This window comes from Paraburkholderia phenazinium, from assembly GCF_900100735.1.
GTDB classification, from domain to species: domain Bacteria; phylum Pseudomonadota; class Gammaproteobacteria; order Burkholderiales; family Burkholderiaceae; genus Paraburkholderia; species Paraburkholderia phenazinia.
Window position 1 is genome coordinate 210,443 of sequence record NZ_FNCJ01000014.1, and the last position, 15,839, is coordinate 226,281.

Below are 15,839 nucleotides of genomic sequence, written 5' to 3' on the forward strand. Positions count from 1 at the left end.
CCGCTTTGTGCGCAGGCACGGAGGCTCAATCATGAATTACCCCAAGCGCAAGTCTTTGCCGCGCGCTACGCGGGCACTGATGGCAGCGGCAGGCGCCGCCGCCCTCGTCGCGGCCGGCACCGCCTATGCCGATCCGCAAGGTTTCCTCGAGACGGTTCACAAGCACACGACGCTGATCAACACGGTGCCGGACAACGGCGACCAGAACCCGTACGCCATCGTCGTGGCGCCGGTTTCGGCGGGCTCGGTGAAGAAGGACGACGTGCTCGTCGACAACTTCAACAACTCGACCAACCTGCAAGGCACCGGCAGCACGATCGTCGATTACCACCCCGACACGAAGCAGATGACGCTGTTCGCGACCATTCCGCGCGATCTGAAGGAATGCCCGGGCGGCGTCGGCCTGTCGACCGCGATGACCATGCTGAAGTCGGGCTGGGTGATCGTCGGCAGCACGCCGAGCAATGACGGCACCACCGGCACCAAGGGCGCGGGCTGCCTGATCGTGCTGGATTCGCAAGGCAAGGTGGCGTCGACGATCCGCAGCGACAACATCAACGACCCGTGGGGCAACATGGCCGTTGTCGACAACGGCACCAGCGCCACGCTGTTCGTGAGTAACGCGGGCTTTGGCGTCGGCTCGGCTGCAGGCGACCCGCCGGTGTTCAAACAGGCGACCGTGCTGCGTCTGGACCTCGACATTCCGGACGGCAAGGCGCCCGTCGTGAAGAAGGAAACCGTCGTAGCAAGCGGCTACGGCGCGCAGGCCGACAAGGGTGTGTTCCTCGTTGGACCGACGGGCCTGGCACTGTCGCCGGATCAAAAACTCCTGTATGTTTCGGACGCCATCGGCAACCGCGTCAACGTGATCGAAGACCCGATGACGCGTGACACCAGCGCAGGCGTTGGCCGCCAGCTCACCGCCGACGGTCTGCTGCACCGCCCGCTGGCAATGGTCACGGCGCCCAACGGCCACCTGCTGGTGACCAACGCGCTGAATGGCCAGGTAGTCGAGATCGACCCGGCAAGCGGCAAGCAGATCTACGCACGCTGGATCGATACCGACAAGGCGCAGTCGCCCCCGGGTAACGGCGACCTGTTCGGCATCGTCATGACGCCGGCGGGCGATGGTTTTTACTACGTGCAAGACGACGTGAACACTTTGGTATTAGCGAAGTAATCATGACAACCGATAACAATCCCCCCACGCGGCCCGCTCGGCGCGGCTTTCTGAAAGCGGGAGGTGCGGCGGTCGCTGCGGGCGCAAGCCTCGGCGCGACCGGCGTCGCCCAGGCCGCGCTCGGCAAGCCGCAAGCGCATGCCGGCGAACCGCATCAAGATCCGTACCTGGCCGTCGAGCCGTTCTTCGCCGAGCATCAGGCCGGCATCGTCACGCCGGCGCAGTCGCATATCTACGTGGCCGCGCTCGATCTCACGACGACCAAGCGCGAAGACGTGATCGGCCTGTTGCGCACCTGGACCGACGCCGCGGCGCGCATGACCCAAGGTCAGCCCGCCGGCGCACTGCCCGGCGCCGATGGCAAGGCCGCGCCGGACTCCGGCGACGTGCTCGGCCTGGGCCCGGCTGGACTGACGGTGACCTTCGGCTTCGGCCCGGGTCTGTTCACCTCGGAAGGCAAGGATCGCTACGGCATCGCCAACCGCCGCCCTGCTGCGCTCGTCGATCTGCCGCGCTTTAACGGCGATCAGTTGCTGCCGGAAAAGACCGGCGGCGACCTCTTCATCCAGGCCTGTGCGAACGACGCGCAAGTCGCCTTCCATGCCGTGCGCCAACTGGTGCGCCAGAGCTACGGCGTGGCGACGATGCGCTGGGGCCAGGCCGGCTTCGTGTCGGGTCCGCGCGGTCAGACGCCGCGCAACCTGATGGGCTTCAAGGACGGCACCAACAACCCGTCCACGAAAAAACCCGAACTCATGAACCAGTTCGTCTGGGCCAACGGTGCGGATGCTCCGTGGATGCAAGGCGGCTCGTATAGCGTCGTGCGCCGCATCCGCATCACGCTCGAACACTGGGACATGACCGAGGCCGATTTCCAGGAACAGGTGTTCGGCCGGCACAAGTACAGCGGCGCGCCGATCGGCAAGAAGAACGAGTTCGACCCGCTCGATCTCGACGCGCAGGACAAGGACGGCAATCCGGTGATTCCGGAGAACTCGCACGTCCGGCTGTCGAACCAGGCCACCAACAACGGTGCGCAGATTCTGCGCCGCTCGTACTCGTATAACGACGGCTCGAATTTCTACATCGAGCGCTGGCCGCCATGGCGCCAGGAAACCGAGTACGACGCGGGGCTGATTTTCATCGCCTACCAGGGCGACCCGCGCACCGGCTTTATCCCCATCAACGAGAAGCTCTCGAAGTTCGACATGATGAACCAGTTCACGACGCACGTCGGCAGCGCAGTGTTCGCCTGCCCGCCGGGCGCGAAGCCTGGTTCGTACATCGGCGCGGGACTGTTCGAGACGTAAGGTCGAGCGCCGGGTACGGCGCTCGTCAAGAATCAAGAATCAGGTTTTGGCTGGACGCGCGGAACACGTACGACAGGCGCCGCGACCGGCACCCGCAAGGTGTCGCTCGTGGCGCGCCGCGCATGACAAAGATCGACACCATCACAAAAGGAATTCTGCATCATGACTCATTCCTGGCTTGGCAACCGTGTGCGCGCAATCAGCGGCGCGGCGGCTCTTCTGTTGGCGACGTTGGGCGCAGCCCCGCTCGCCGCCCACGCTGAATCGATCACGCTCTATAGCGCGCAGCACGAGCAGGTCGTCAACGCGCTCGCGAAGGACTTCCAGAATCAAACCGGCATCTCCGTGAAGATCCGCACCGGCGAAGGCCCCGCACTGGCAGCCCAGCTCGTCGCAGAAGGCGCAGCATCGCCCGCCGACGTGTATTTCACGGAAAACTCGCCCGAGCTGATGCTGCTGGAAGAAAAGGGCCTGCTCGGCAAGGTCGACGCAGCGACGCTGGCGACCGTTCCGGCACGCTTCGATTCGCCGACCGGCGTATGGGTTGGCGTGACCGCGCGTGAAAACGTGCTGGCCTACAACACAGCCAAGGTCCAGCCGGCCCAGTTGCCGCAATCGCTGTTCGATCTGGCCAAGCCGCAATGGAAGGGCAAGGTCGGCATTGCCCCGAGCGACGGCGACTTCCTGCCGCTCGTGAGCGCCGTCATCGCATTGAAGGGTGAAGCGCAGACGCTCGAGTGGCTGAAGGGCCTGAAAGCCAACTCGCAGATCTTCGACGACGACGAAGGCGTAGTGGCGGCGGTGAATCGCGGCGCGGTCGACGTCGGCGTCATCAACAACTACTACTGGGCGCGTCTGCATGCCGAAATCGGCGACAAGGCTACCCGTAGCGCGCTCTATCACTTCAGCAACGGCGATGCAGGCGCACTCGTCAACGTGTCGGGCGCAGCGGTGTTGAAGTCCGCGCACAACGCAGACGGCGCACAGAAGTTCCTGGCCTACCTGGTCAGCGAACGTGCCCAGACGCTGATGGCGAAGGGCCATGTCGACTTCGAGTACCCGCTGCATAGCGGCGTGGCTCCGGACCCGATTCTCAAGCCGTTCAACGAACTGAACCCGCCGGCCCTGACGGTCCAACAACTCGGTGACGACAGCCAGGCTGGCAAGCTGTTGCGCCAGGCCGGACTGATCTAAATGAGCGACGCCGTGTCAGCCGCAGCGCCGGCTGTTGCCTCCGAACCGGCGCGTGCCCGCAAGCGCGCGCCGAGTGGCCTGTTCGTTGCTGCCGCGGTAAGTGCTCTGCTGGTATTGCTGCCGCTCGCTTTCACGGTATGGCGGGCGGCAAGTTTTGGCTTCGCCGAGGCGGCCGAGCTGGTGCTCCGGCCGCTGGTTGGCGAACTGCTCGTCAATACGTTGATGATCACCGTGTCGGCCACGCTCGCTTCGGCCGTGCTGGGGACGGCGGCCGCGTGGTTCATCGAACGCAGCCGCCTGCCCGGCCGCCGTTTCTGGGCCGTGGCCATGGCGGCACCGCTCGCGATGCCGCCATTCATCACGAGCTATGCCTGGGTGTCGTTCAGCCTGGATCTGCAGGACTTCAATGGCGCCTTGCTCGTCATTACGTCCTCCTATTTTCCGCTGGTCTATTTGCCGGTTGCCGCAGCGCTGCGCAACATGGACCCGGCGCTGGAAGAAAGCGCCCGCTCGCTGGGTTGCGGCCGCTGGGCCACTTTTTTCCGTGTGATCCTGCCGCAACTGCGTCCGGCATTGCTGGGCGGCATGTTGCTGGTCGCGCTCGGCGTGATGGCCGAATTCGGCGCGTTCACGCTGCTGCGTTTTCATACCTTCACGACCGAAATCTACGCCGAATACCGCACCAGCTTCGACGGCCCCGGCGCCTCGCTGCTGGCCTGCCTGTTGATCGTGATGTGCCTCGTCGTGCTCGCGTTCGAATTCCGCGTGCGCGGCGCGGCGCGTTATGAACGCGTCGACCGCGGCGCGCGCCGCGCGGTGCTGCGTTATGACCTCGGCGTGTGGCGCTGGCTGGTGGTCGCGGGTTTTGCCGCCGTCACCATCGCCACGCTCGGTGTGCCGCTCGGCATGATCGGCTTCTGGCTCACGCAGCCGGGCGCCGCAGCCGTCACGCCGGCCGACGTTTCACCCGAACTGCTGTTCAACGCGACGCTCACCTCGTTCGGCTTCGGACTTGCCGCCGCCGTCCTGACCACCCTGCTGATCGTGCCGCTCGCGTTTCTGCTGGTGCGCTATCCGGGCCGGCTCGCCACGCTGTTCGAGCGCACCGTGTTCCTCGCGCAAGGCATCCCCGGTCTCGTCATCGCACTAGCGATCGTCTCGCTCTCCGTGCATGCGCTGCAGCCGCTCTATCAGAGCACCACCCTGCTGATCATCGCCTACTCGATCCTGTTCCTGCCGCTCGCTTTGGTCAGCGTGCGCGCCGCGCTGATGCAGGCGCAACCGCGTCTCGAAGAGACCGCGCGGGCGCTCGGTCTGAGCTGGGGACAAACGCTGGTGCGTGTGCTGTTGCCGCTTGCCGGACCGGGTCTGGGCGCGGCGGCTTCGATGGTGTTCATCTCGGTCGTCACCGAACTCAACGCCACACTGCTACTCTCTCCAGCCGGCACCCAGACGCTCGCTACCCAGGTCTGGGCCGACACGTCGACCATGGCGTTTGCCGCCGCCGCGCCCTACGCGGCGCTGCTCACCGGCATCTCGCTGTGCGCCTCGGGCCTGCTGTTCACGCTGCTCGGCCGCTCGGCGCTGCTCGGCGAACGCAGCTAAGGCTGCGTCGAACTTACCGCCCTCCCCATCGGATTCTCATGAGCGAACTTCGTATCTGCGGCCTGCATAAATCGTTCGACGGCAACCCGGTGCTGCACGGCATCGATCTGTCCGTCGAGCGCGGCACGCTGCTCGCCCTGCTCGGTCCGTCCGGCAGCGGCAAAACCACCTTGCTGCGCGTGCTGTGCGGCTTCGAACGCGCCGACCGCGGCACCGTCGAAATCGATGGCCAGCGGGTCGCCGGCGATGCCCTGCATGTCCCCTCGGAACGGCGCCGCATCGGTTATGTGCCGCAGGAAGGCGCGCTGTTTCCGCATCTGTCGGTGGCGGACAACATTGTGTTTGGTCTGCCGCGCACGCAACGGCGCGCACGGCATCGCGTCGCCGAACTGCTCGAACTGGTCGGCTTGCCGGCTTCGTTTGCGGACCGCGCGCCGCAGCAGCTTTCCGGCGGTCAGCAGCAACGGGTCGCGTTGGCACGCGCGCTGGCGCCATCGCCCACACTGGTGATGCTCGATGAACCGTTCTCCTCGCTCGACGCGGCGCTGCGCCTCGAAACGCGTCAGGCGGTGGCCAGCGCGCTGGCGGCGGCCGGCGCCACCGCGGTGCTGGTGACGCACGATCAGTCCGAAGCGCTCTCGCTCGGCCATGAAGTCGCGGTGCTGTGGCAAGGCAAGCTGATCCAGACCGCCACGCCGGAGATGATTTACAGGCGGCCGGTCACGCGCGAGCTGGCGTCGTTTATCGGCGAAGCGGTGTTGCTGCAAGGCGTGGCCGCACGCGATCGGGTGACCTGCGAACTGGGCGAACTGACGTTGTCGGCACCCGCGCGGGACGGCGCGGTCGATGTGATGGTGCGTCCCGAACAGATCCGTCTGTGGCGCGCTAACGAAACCACCCCGGACGGCACCGCCTCGTTCGATGCAATCGTCCAGGACGTGATCTTCCAGGGGCAGGACGCAGGCGTTGCACTGCAATTGCAGTCGGCGGCGCAGACGGTGGTACGCGCCCGCGTGCCCGGTTACCGCACGCCGCAGCCAGGCGAGCGCGTCAGGCTCGCGATCGACGGCGACGTCACGGCCTACGCGCGCGGCTGAACGTCGGACGCGCGTTCGTCGCGCGGCAACGCGGACGAAGAAGCGGACGCCCCGGCCGCGGAGGCGCGCGGCTGCGCGCGCACCGACAGATCCTGAATCATCTGGGCGGCAAGGTAGTCGCAAGTCGGGCGATCCGATTTGGCGCTGCGCGCCACCACGATCTCCAGCGGCTCGATCTTCGGCAGGCCCTGCGCGTCCCCCAGTATTGCGAGGCGCGACGGCACGCTGCAGCGTGTCAGCGCAATCACCGCCAGGCCCGCATCCACGGTCGCCACGAGACCGAGCAGACTGGCGCTGCTGTAGGCCGCGCGGTAGCGAATCCGCGCGGCGTCGAGCGCGGCAAGCGTATGCGCACGGGCCACGCAGCCCGGCTCGTATAAGCCCACCGGCAACGGCGAGGCCGCCAGCACCGGCGTATCCTCCGACGCCCCTACCCACACCATCGGCTCGCTGCGCACGTATTCGCCGCGCAGCTTGCGGTCGCGCGTGACGAAGGCGAGATCGATCTTGTTGTCGGCCAGCATCGGCGCGAGCGCGGTGCTCTGCGCGCAAACAATCTCGATCTCCACGTGCGGATACAGGTTCGAAAAACGCCTGAGCACCGGGGACAACAACGACGACACATAGTCGTCCGGCGCTCCCAGCACCACACGTCCGGTCACCTCGGGACGCACGATCGCCGACCACGCTTCCTCATGCAGATCGATCACGCGCCGCGCATACTCAAGCAGCGTATTGCCCGGCCGCGTCAGCGACAGATTGCGGGTGTTGCGGGCGAACAGCGTGGTGCCGAGCATCCCTTCGAGCCGCTTGATCTGCATGCTGACCGCCGCCTGCGAACGATGCACGGTGGCCGCGGCCTTCGTGAAACTGCCCGCCTCGACCACGGCGACGAAGGTACGCAGCAGATCCACGTCGAATTCTGGATGCATGATTTATAAGCCCGGCTTATCGAATTTCTCAATTTTATTCGTTTGTCGCCGCCCGGCAAGTCTCCGATACTCGACTTTGTCATCGTCATGGAGCGTTTTGCATGTCATTCACCACACGTCAACAGGGCGCCATCACCCTTGCCAGCGGCGGTTTGCTGATGGGGACGATCGGCATCTTCGTCGAGGAAGCACGGCTCGACGCGATGACGATGGTGTTCTTTCGCTGCCTGTTCGGTTTTCTCGCGCTGGCGGGGTATTGCGCGTGGAAAGGATTCTTCAAGGCCCAGCGGTTTACGCTGCGCATGGTGCTGCTTGCGGTGCTCTCTGGTTTGTTGATGGTGACTCAGTGGGTCTGGTTCTTCGATGCCATCCACCGCACTAGCATCGCGGTCGCCACCGTGGTGTTCCATGTGCAGCCGTTCTGGGTCGTGCTGATGGGCGCGGCAATTTTTCATGAGCGCCTGGGTAGCGACCGGCTCGGCTGGATCGCGACCGCGTTTATCGGGTTGGTGCTGGCCTCGGGCGTGGCGTCGAACGCCAATCTTCAGGGGCACGCCAGCTATCTGATCGGGATCGGCGAGGCGCTGGCCGGCTCGGTGCTCTATGCGAGCGTGACGCTGATCGCCAAGAGCCTTGGCCAGTTGCGCCCGCATCTGCTGACGCTCGCGCAGTGTCTGGTCGGTGTGGTGTGTCTGGGGTTTATCGCGCCGCTGGCTTCGGTGGGACACATTGGGCCGATGCAGTGGTTCTGGCTGGTCGGCATGGGCGTACTGCATACCGGCCTCTCCTATGTTCTGATCTACGGCGCGCTGCCCAAGCTCACCACGCCCATCATCGCCGTCCTGCTGTTCGTCTACCCGCTCACGGCCATCGTCGTCGATGCGGTGGTGTATGGACGTGCCCTGTCCGCGCCACAACTGGCCGGCATGGTGCTGATCGTGCTGGCGAGTCTCGGCGTCAACCTCGGCTGGCCGCTGGTGTCCATTCTGCGCCGCGGCGCTCACGCAAGGCATCCGACGGATTGAGCGGCGCCTGGCTCGTACCGCGCATCATGCTTACATTAGGCCTCGCACAATAAATACAAAAGCCACACAAAATCCATGCGAATCGCCTAATCGCGAATAATTCTCGTTATAATTTCGAATTGTTACAGGCTGGACGCACGATCCGGCCGTAGCGACGCACGCTGCTTACGCAGCGTGCGTCGCAGATAAGCTCCCATCCCCACATCGACATGCCGACCGAGGCAGCCGATGTCACGCCCGCGCCTCACGCGCGACGACCCACGGCGCCCCGGCCGGCTCGACTCTGACTTCGACTCACAGGGGATTCACCACACCGCTTCTCTGCCCGGCCGCCAGGTGGTCCGCTGCCGCTTGGCGCTCGCTTGACTACGCGTTGCCGCATGTCACGGTCCGCTCGCTCGCGAGCGTTGGACCTGCCACACCCACACCGTTTTTCCATCACCCAAGCTGTCATGAACATCCATAAGAAGACCTGCCACGCGCTCCTCATCGCCACCTCGCTTGCCGGCGCCCGCCCCGTGCTGGCTCAATCGGCTCAGGCCGCGCCCAGCCCCGCGGACGGCACGCTCCCGGCGATCTCCGTCAAAGCCGCCAGCGAGCACGCCTCATATGACACCAGCCTCTCGAACACGGCAACCAGGACGAATATGTCGCTGATGGACGTGCCGCAGACGGTCAATGTGATCCCCCGCTCGCTAATCGAAGACCAGAACGCGACCTCGCTGCAGGACGCGCTGCGCAACGTGCCGGGCGTTGGCTTTTCGGTCGGCGACGGCCAGCGCGACCAGGTCACGCTGCGCGGCTTCAGCACCATCACCGATCAGTACGTGGACGGCATTCGCGACGACGCTCTCTACTATCGTGACCTGTCGAACGTCGAGCGCGTCGACGTGCTAAAGGGACCGGCCGCAGTGCTCTACGGACGCGGTTCGGCAGGCGGCCTGATCAACCGCGTTCTGAAGAGGCCGCAGGCCGATCCGGTGCAGACGGTCGGCGTCTCGCTCGGAACGGAGGGCGAGCGCCGCGGCGAATTCGATCTCGGCTGGAACGCCAACGATGCCGCACGCTTTCGCCTGACCGGTGCAGCGGAAAACTCGAACAGCTTTCGCGACCAGTTCCAGTTGAATCGCCAGGCGATCGCGCCATCCGCACAGTTCCGCTTCGATGCCGACACGACGCTCAATCTGGAAGCCGATTACCTGCACGACCGCCGCACCTCGGATCAGGGGCTGCCCGCTTACCTCGGCCGCCCGGTGAACGTGCCGATCAACACGTACTACGGCTCGGCGAACGCAGCGAACACCTCCTACAACGACGTCGATGCAAAAAGTGCGACCGCTTCGCTCGATCACCGCTTCAACGATTCGCTGTCCTATCATGCCGCGGTGCGCGCCTACGACTTCTCGCTCGAGCGCAAGAACTACGTCACCTACGAGCCGATCAAGATTGCCCCGAATCCAGTGGTGACGCTCGATCAGTCGACCCGTTTTCGCCAGGATCACGGCGTCGACGGCATGTTCGAACTCACGCAGAAAACCACGCTGTTCGGCATGAAGCACGAACTCCTGTATGGCGTCGAGTTCTCGCAACAGCAGAAGTTCGACACCATCTATTCGACCAACAAGGTCGCCACCTACAACCTCTACAATCCGCAACTGATCGACCTGCCGGGCGTCAAGCCAGGCACGCCGGCCAAGACCAATGCGGCGACCGTGCTTGGCCTCGCAGGCGCTTACACGCAGGATCTGATCTCGCTCACGGAGCACTGGAAGGTGCTGGCCGGCTTGCGCTTCGACTATCTGACGCAGACCCGCAACGACTACACGGCAGCCCATGTGAACCTGGACCGCACCGACCGCGCGTGGAGTCCGCGCGTCGGCCTCATCTACGAGTCGCTCGACTGGGTCACGCTGTATGCGTCGTATAGCCAGTCGTTTTCGCCTTTGGCGGATACGCTGATCAGCAGCGGCGCCTTCGCCAACGGCTCGGCGCTCGCGCCGCAGAAAACCACGAGCTACGAGATCGGCTCGAAGTTCGACCTGGGCGGCAGCGCGAGCGCGAGTGTCGCGTTGTTCGACATGAAGCAGACCAACCAGCAGATCGCCGATCCGTCCAACCCGACCTATGCCCTGCCGATCGGCACGCAGCGCACGCGTGGGCTGGAGCTTTCGATGACCGGGGAGATCGCGCCGAAGTGGTCGGTCTATGCGGGGTATGCGTATCTGAACGGCTCGGTGGACGGCTCGCCGCAGGCCACTTCAGCGGGTCTCGTACTGCAGGACAACACCCCGGGGTTGATGCCGCGGCATAGCGCGAGCCTGTGGATCAAACGCGATCTGAAGTATGGGTTCTATGCAGCCGCAGGGGCGCAGTTCCAGTCGGCGCGGTATACGTCGGCGAGCGATCAGGTGAGCTTGCCTGCATATGTCACCTTCGATCTGGGCACCGGCTATCACGGCAAGAAGATGGATTTGACGCTGACGCTGGATAACCTGTTCGACCGCAAGTATTTCATCGCAGCGCATGGCAATGCGGATATGTACAACATGCCCGGGGCGCCGCGTACGTTGACGGTGACGGCGCGTTGGCATATGTGATATGCGCAAGGTTAGCCCAGATAGCCTGACAGATTGATGGCGCTGAGGGGGCAGGTGCGAGGGACCGGGCGTAAGTCCCGGTTCCGCTCTAGTCGTCGTAGTGAAAGCGGCAAGCTGCGACGTAGATCAATCCGTCCTGCGGTAGATATACCAGGCGATCCGCATGGGTCACGCGGCGTGACCAAAAGCCCGTCAGATTACCAACCAGCGGCTCCGGTTTGCCCGAACCCTTGAAGGGGTCACGCCGGCACTCCTCAAGCAATTCGTTGACCTTCCGCAAAACCTTGGGGTCGACCTTTTGCCAATGCAAATAGTCTTCCCAAGCTTCATCCGTGAAGACAAAAACGCTATCAGACCTCACGGCCTCCTTGTTGCGGGCTTTCTGTTGGTTCATCTTTTAGCAGTTTGCGCGGCGTGCCCTTGCGTGCATTGATCTGGGCGACAGAGCGAGCCAACCTCTCGGCATTCTTCGGAGAGCTCAACAGATACAAGGTTTCCTGCATCGCGCTGAAGTCTTCGAGCGAAACCATCACCACGTGTTCGCCGCCCTGCCGGGTAATCAGCGTGGGCGTGTGGTCGCGGCATACGTCGTCCATCGCTTGCTTAAAGCCGGCACGGGCCTCGCTATAAGTAAGGACGTTCATATCTGGATTCCCGGCCCGAAGGCATAACCTCCGGCCGCTCCTCATAAAAAAGTTTGCGGTATTTCCCGTGGCGAACAAAGCCCACCGACAAAGCGGGCCGGGTCCACTGTCACACCACGGGCAGGAACCCATGGCACAGAGATCATTGTACAGAAAGCCGTACAACGCATCAAGTGATCCAAAACGGCGGGATACAGCGGCAAACCAGAACGAAGCATGCCCCGTATAGCGACCGAACACCACCTGGCCGATCGGCTAGCCCCCGCGCCTGAGGATGCCCGCCGTCCCTACGCGCGCTCACTGCGGCAACACTTCCCCCTTCGTCTCCGGCGCAAACGGGATGATAAAAAGCCCGACGACGAACGCGAGCGCGGTAAGCGCGACCGGAATCCCGAGCGTATGCATATTCAGCACCGCCGCCCCCAACAGGAAGTTCACACCCGCCCCAACAAAGCGCCCAAACGAGGTGCAAAACGCAAACGCCGTGGCCCGCACGCGGGTTTCGAACTGCTCCGGCAACCACAAACTGAACAGCGCGAAATTCCCGCCAAAGAACCCCAGCACGCACAGCCACGCAATAAACGGCACCAGGCCGTTAGGCATATAAAACGACCAGCCGAAGCTGCCGACGATCGCCACCGCCATCCCGGCGAAATAGATCGCCAGCGTCTTCTTACGCCCGATCCGTTCAGCAAGCGGCGGCAACGCGAGGCAACCGAGCACCGTCGAAATAGACAGCAAGCCGGTAGCAATCGACGCGGTCCGGATTGCATCCGGCCTGGCCATCCCCGCGCGCGTCGCAAGCTGGATCACCGCCGACGGCTCATACACCGCTCCCGCCCACAGCCCGATAATCGCAATCGTCAGCAACGCGCACGCCACCCAGGTGCGGCGGCGATACACTGGGCCGAGAATCTCGCGCAACGGTTTGCGATGCACCGTGCTTGCCTCGGCCTTCTGCCATTTCTCCGGCTCTTTCACGCGCAGCAAAATCAGAATCGCGACAACCACGGGTACAGCACCGGTCAGGAACATGGCGCGCCAGCCGTAGTGCACGCCGATCGTGTAGTTGAGCGCAGCCGCGAGAAAAAAGCCCGCGTAGTAGCCGGTCTGCAGATAGCCCGCGCCCATCTTGCGACGGTCCTCCGGCCAGGCCTCGGCCACGTAGGTGCCCGCCAGCGCCCATTCGCCGCCAATCCCAACACCGGCAATGAAACGGAAGATAGCCAGCTCCCACACGTTGTGGGCGGTTGCCGAGAGTCCGGTAAAGATCGCGAAGGTGAAGATCGTGCCGGCCAGCACCTTGGTGCGCCCGAAACGGTCGGCCAACGGCCCCCAGATAAACGACAGCCCCCAGCCGATCAGAAACAGCGCAAACAGGATCGACCCGGCCAGTCCGACATTGGCAGGCGTCGCCGCATAGCCCGAGCGCGGCAAGAGTTCAGTCAACGCGGGCGTGAGAACGAGCGCGTAGATGAACGAATCCATCCCGTCGAGCGTCCAGCCCGCCCATGCGCCCCAGAACCCTGCAATCTGCGAGCGGTTAAGCGGCGTGCGATGCCGCGCGACATGCGCGCGGTCGGTGATCGAAGTCATCATGCTCCTCCGGCCTACAGTTGGAATACGTATTCTTGACAAGGGCTTAGCCTGCGTACAGCTGATAGATAAGACAGGCGTTTCACCCAAAAGGCGCTAAAACGTACAGAACACCCAGTAATCGAACTGACCGAAACCGGGGTCTGCGGCTGCTTGCAACGCACCAGTTTTATATATAATATTTGAAACCATGAACGATGCAACAGATGGTTTTCCCCTGGACAGCGCGGCGCGCGTCCCCTTTCTGCCTGTGGCGGCCACGCCGCGGGCCAGTGCCTCACGCGTGATCGCGGACGCCCTGCGGAGCGCGATTATCGAAGGCACGCTTGCGCCCGGCGCCCCGCTGCGGCAAGACGCGATCGCCCGGCACTTCTCGGTCAGCGCGATTCCGGTACGCGAAGCGTTGCGGCAACTGGAAGGCGAAGGCTGGGCGAAGGTCGCCGTGCACAAAGGGGCGACGGTCGCGCCGCTGTCGGCGGACGAAGCGCGCGAAATCTACGAGATTCGCTCGGCGCTCGAGAGTCTGGCCATCGCCCTCGCCATTCCGCGGCACACCGCGGCGACGCTGGAAGAGGCAGAGAAGCTCTGCCGCGCCGCGGAGCGCGAGCTGGATCCGTCGCTCTACGTGGCGCGCAACGAGGCGTTCCATATGAGCCTGTACGCGCCGGCCGCGCGGCCTCAACTGGAAGAGATGATTGCCACGCTGCATCGCCGCGGCGAGCGTTATCTGCGTCTCAAGTTCGGCCTGCCCTTGTACAAGGACGAGTCCGATCACGAACACGCGGCGTTGCTCGATGCAGTGCGGCGCGGCGATATCCCTGCAGCGCGTTCGCTGGTCACCGAGCATCTGCTCGGCACCGGCGATCTGCTGCACCGTTTCCTGACCGAGCGTGCGCAGGCCGAAGCCGCGCAAGCCGACGGCCGCAAGCCGCGTGCGAAGCGCGCGCGGCCTCCATCTACTGGGAGCTGAATCCGCCGATGAATCCACAAGCCGAACCATCCCGCCATGCCGGCACCGCGCCGGCTAGCCGCTCCTGGACCACGCTGCGTGACGAGAAGGCAAGACGGCTAGCCGCCATCGCGCCGTGGCTCAAAGATGGCGTGTTGAGCACAGAGCGCATCGTCGAAGCGCTGGAAACGCTGATCCGCCCCGGCGACCGCGTCGCCCTCGAAGGCGACAATCAAAAGCAGGCCGACTTTCTGTCGCGCGCGTTCGCCAAGGTCGATCCGCAAAAAATCCACGATGTCCATCTCCTGATCTCGAGCATCAGCCGTCCCGAGCACCTGACGCTGTTCGAGCGCGGCATCACGCACAAGGTCGACTTCGCGTTCGCCGGACCGCAGAGCCTGCGCGTCGCGCAACTGCTGGAAGACGGCCAGTTGGAGATCGGCGCGATTTATACCTACGTCGAGTTGTACGCGCGGATGTTTGTCGACCTGACGCCGAACGTCGCGTTGCTGTGCGCGGAAAAGGCGGACCGGCACGGCAATCTGTACACCGGGCCGAATACCGAAGACACGCCCACCATCGCCGAAGCGGCTGCGTTCAGGCATGGCATCGTGATCGTTCAGGTCAACGAAATCGTCGACGAACTGCCGCGTGTCGATATCCCGGGTTCGTGGGTCGACGTAGTCGTTCAGGCCGACCGGCCGTTTGCGGTCGAACCGCTTTTCACGCGCGATCCGCGTCATATTGGCGACCTGCAGGTGCTGACCGCGATGATGGTGATTCGCGGCATCTACGAAGCGTATGGCGTGACCTCGCTCAATCACGGCATTGGCTTCGACACGGCCGCAATCGAACTGCTGCTGCCGACGTACGGTCAGGCACTCGGGCTGAAGGGCAAGATCTGCCGCAACTGGACGCTCAATCCGCATCCCACCTTGATTCCGGCCATCGAATCGGGCTGGGTCGAAAGCGTGCATTGCTTCGGCAGCGAAGTGGGCATGGAACGGTATATCGAGGCACGTCCCGACGTGTTCTTCACCGGCCGCGACGGCAGCCTGCGCTCGAACCGGGTGCTGTGCCAGTTGGCCGGGCAATACGGTGTCGATCTCTTTATCGGCTCGACGCTGCAGATCGATGCGGACGCCAATTCCTCGACCGTCACGCGCGGGCGGCTTGCCGGTTTTGGCGGTGCGCCGAACATGGGGCACGATCCACGTGGCCGCCGTCATTCGAGCGAAGCGTGGCTCAAGCTACTGAAGGATCAAGGGCCCGTTTCGCGCGGCCAGAAGCTGGTGGTGCAGCTCGCCGAGACGTACAAGAAAGGCGGCGAGCCCACCTTCGTCGACGAGCTCGACGCCGTGGCAGTCGGCGCGAAGAGCGGCATGCCGGTCGCGCCGGTGATGATCTACGGCGACGACGTCAGCCATGTGGTCACCGAAGAAGGCATCGCGCATCTGCATAAGGCCGAAGGCATCGAGGAACGGCGTGCGGCGCTCGCCGCCGTGGCCGGCGTCACGCCGATCGGTCTGCGCGCGAAGCCGGAAAAGACCGCGGAGCTGCGTCGGCGCGGCATCGTCGCCTATCCGGAAGATCTCGGCATCCGGCGCGGCGAAGCGAAGCGTTCGCTGCTGGCCGCACGCAGCATCGACGACCTCGTGACCTGGTCGGGCGGCCTGTATGCGCCGCCGGCGCAATTCCGGAGCTGGTAAT

Annotated in this window: 13 protein-coding genes; 9 read left to right on the forward strand and 4 right to left on the reverse strand. The window is 64.2% G+C overall.

Features of this window, described 5'->3' with window-relative positions; genetic code table 11:
• The first annotated feature begins 31 nt into the window (after positions 1–31).
• From BLQ92_RS27260 to BLQ92_RS27280, 5 genes are all read left to right on the forward strand, one after another.
• The gene (locus BLQ92_RS27260; protein ID WP_090688969.1) at positions 32–1,180 is read left to right on the forward strand and encodes an NHL repeat-containing protein; all 1,149 of its coding nucleotides are present in this window, start codon (positions 32–34) and stop codon (positions 1,178–1,180) included.
• A 2-nt stretch (positions 1,181–1,182) separates the two neighbouring features.
• Positions 1,183–2,490, forward strand: coding sequence for an iron uptake transporter deferrochelatase/peroxidase subunit (gene efeB / locus BLQ92_RS27265; RefSeq protein WP_090688971.1), 1,308 nt, complete (start codon positions 1,183–1,185; stop codon positions 2,488–2,490).
• A 162-nt stretch (positions 2,491–2,652) separates the two neighbouring features.
• Positions 2,653–3,684: an iron ABC transporter substrate-binding protein gene (locus BLQ92_RS27270; protein WP_090688973.1), complete on the forward strand. Its 1,032-nt coding sequence runs from the start codon at positions 2,653–2,655 to the stop codon at positions 3,682–3,684.
• On the forward strand, positions 3,685–5,289 hold the full coding sequence (locus BLQ92_RS27275) for an ABC transporter permease (protein WP_090688975.1): 1,605 nt from the start codon (positions 3,685–3,687) through the stop codon (positions 5,287–5,289). It begins immediately after the preceding gene.
• 38 nt (positions 5,290–5,327) lie between these two features.
• Positions 5,328–6,386 (forward strand): ABC transporter ATP-binding protein, encoded by a 1,059-nt coding sequence (locus tag BLQ92_RS27280; RefSeq protein WP_090688977.1) that lies wholly within the window; start codon positions 5,328–5,330, stop codon positions 6,384–6,386.
• On the opposite strand, the gene BLQ92_RS27285 is transcribed toward BLQ92_RS27280, so the two are convergent.
• On the reverse strand, positions 6,371–7,318 hold the full coding sequence (locus BLQ92_RS27285; protein WP_090688979.1) for a LysR substrate-binding domain-containing protein: 948 nt from the start codon (positions 7,316–7,318) through the stop codon (positions 6,371–6,373). The two genes, BLQ92_RS27280 and BLQ92_RS27285, sit on opposite strands and share 16 nt — an antisense overlap.
• A 101-nt stretch (positions 7,319–7,419) precedes the next feature.
• On the opposite strand from BLQ92_RS27285, the gene BLQ92_RS27290 reads away from it, so the two are divergent.
• Positions 7,420–8,343 carry a DMT family transporter gene (locus tag BLQ92_RS27290; protein ID WP_090688981.1) on the forward strand — a complete coding sequence of 308 codons (924 nt, stop codon included), beginning with the start codon at positions 7,420–7,422 and terminating at the stop codon, positions 8,341–8,343.
• Positions 8,344–8,795: 452 nt separating this feature from the next.
• The gene (locus BLQ92_RS27295) at positions 8,796–10,940 is read left to right on the forward strand and encodes a TonB-dependent receptor (RefSeq protein ID WP_090688983.1); all 2,145 of its coding nucleotides are present in this window, start codon (positions 8,796–8,798) and stop codon (positions 10,938–10,940) included.
• Between the two features lie 88 nt (positions 10,941–11,028).
• Here BLQ92_RS27295 and BLQ92_RS27300 read toward each other — a convergent pair whose 3' ends face one another.
• The 3 genes from BLQ92_RS27300 to BLQ92_RS27310 form a co-directional block, all read right to left on the reverse strand.
• Entirely contained in the window at positions 11,029–11,334 is a 306-nt protein-coding gene (locus tag BLQ92_RS27300; RefSeq protein ID WP_090688984.1) for a Txe/YoeB family addiction module toxin, read from the reverse strand.
• A complete protein-coding gene (locus tag BLQ92_RS27305; RefSeq protein ID WP_090688986.1) occupies positions 11,291–11,584 on the reverse strand; it encodes a type II toxin-antitoxin system Phd/YefM family antitoxin in 294 nt (97 codons plus the stop codon). Before BLQ92_RS27305 ends, BLQ92_RS27300 begins: the two co-directional genes overlap by 44 nt.
• A 297-nt stretch (positions 11,585–11,881) precedes the next feature.
• Positions 11,882–13,180, reverse strand: a complete 1,299-nt coding sequence (locus tag BLQ92_RS27310; RefSeq protein ID WP_090688989.1) for an MFS transporter — start codon at positions 13,178–13,180, stop codon at positions 11,882–11,884.
• Positions 13,181–13,370: 190 nt separating this feature from the next.
• On the opposite strand from BLQ92_RS27310, the gene BLQ92_RS27315 reads away from it, so the two are divergent.
• Positions 13,371–14,150 (forward strand): GntR family transcriptional regulator, encoded by a 780-nt coding sequence (locus BLQ92_RS27315; protein ID WP_090688992.1) that lies wholly within the window; start codon positions 13,371–13,373, stop codon positions 14,148–14,150.
• Positions 14,151–14,158: 8 nt separating this feature from the next.
• Positions 14,159–15,838: a malonate decarboxylase subunit alpha gene (gene mdcA, locus BLQ92_RS27320; protein ID WP_090688994.1), complete on the forward strand. Its 1,680-nt coding sequence runs from the start codon at positions 14,159–14,161 to the stop codon at positions 15,836–15,838.
• The last annotated feature ends 1 nt before the right edge of the window (position 15,839 follow it).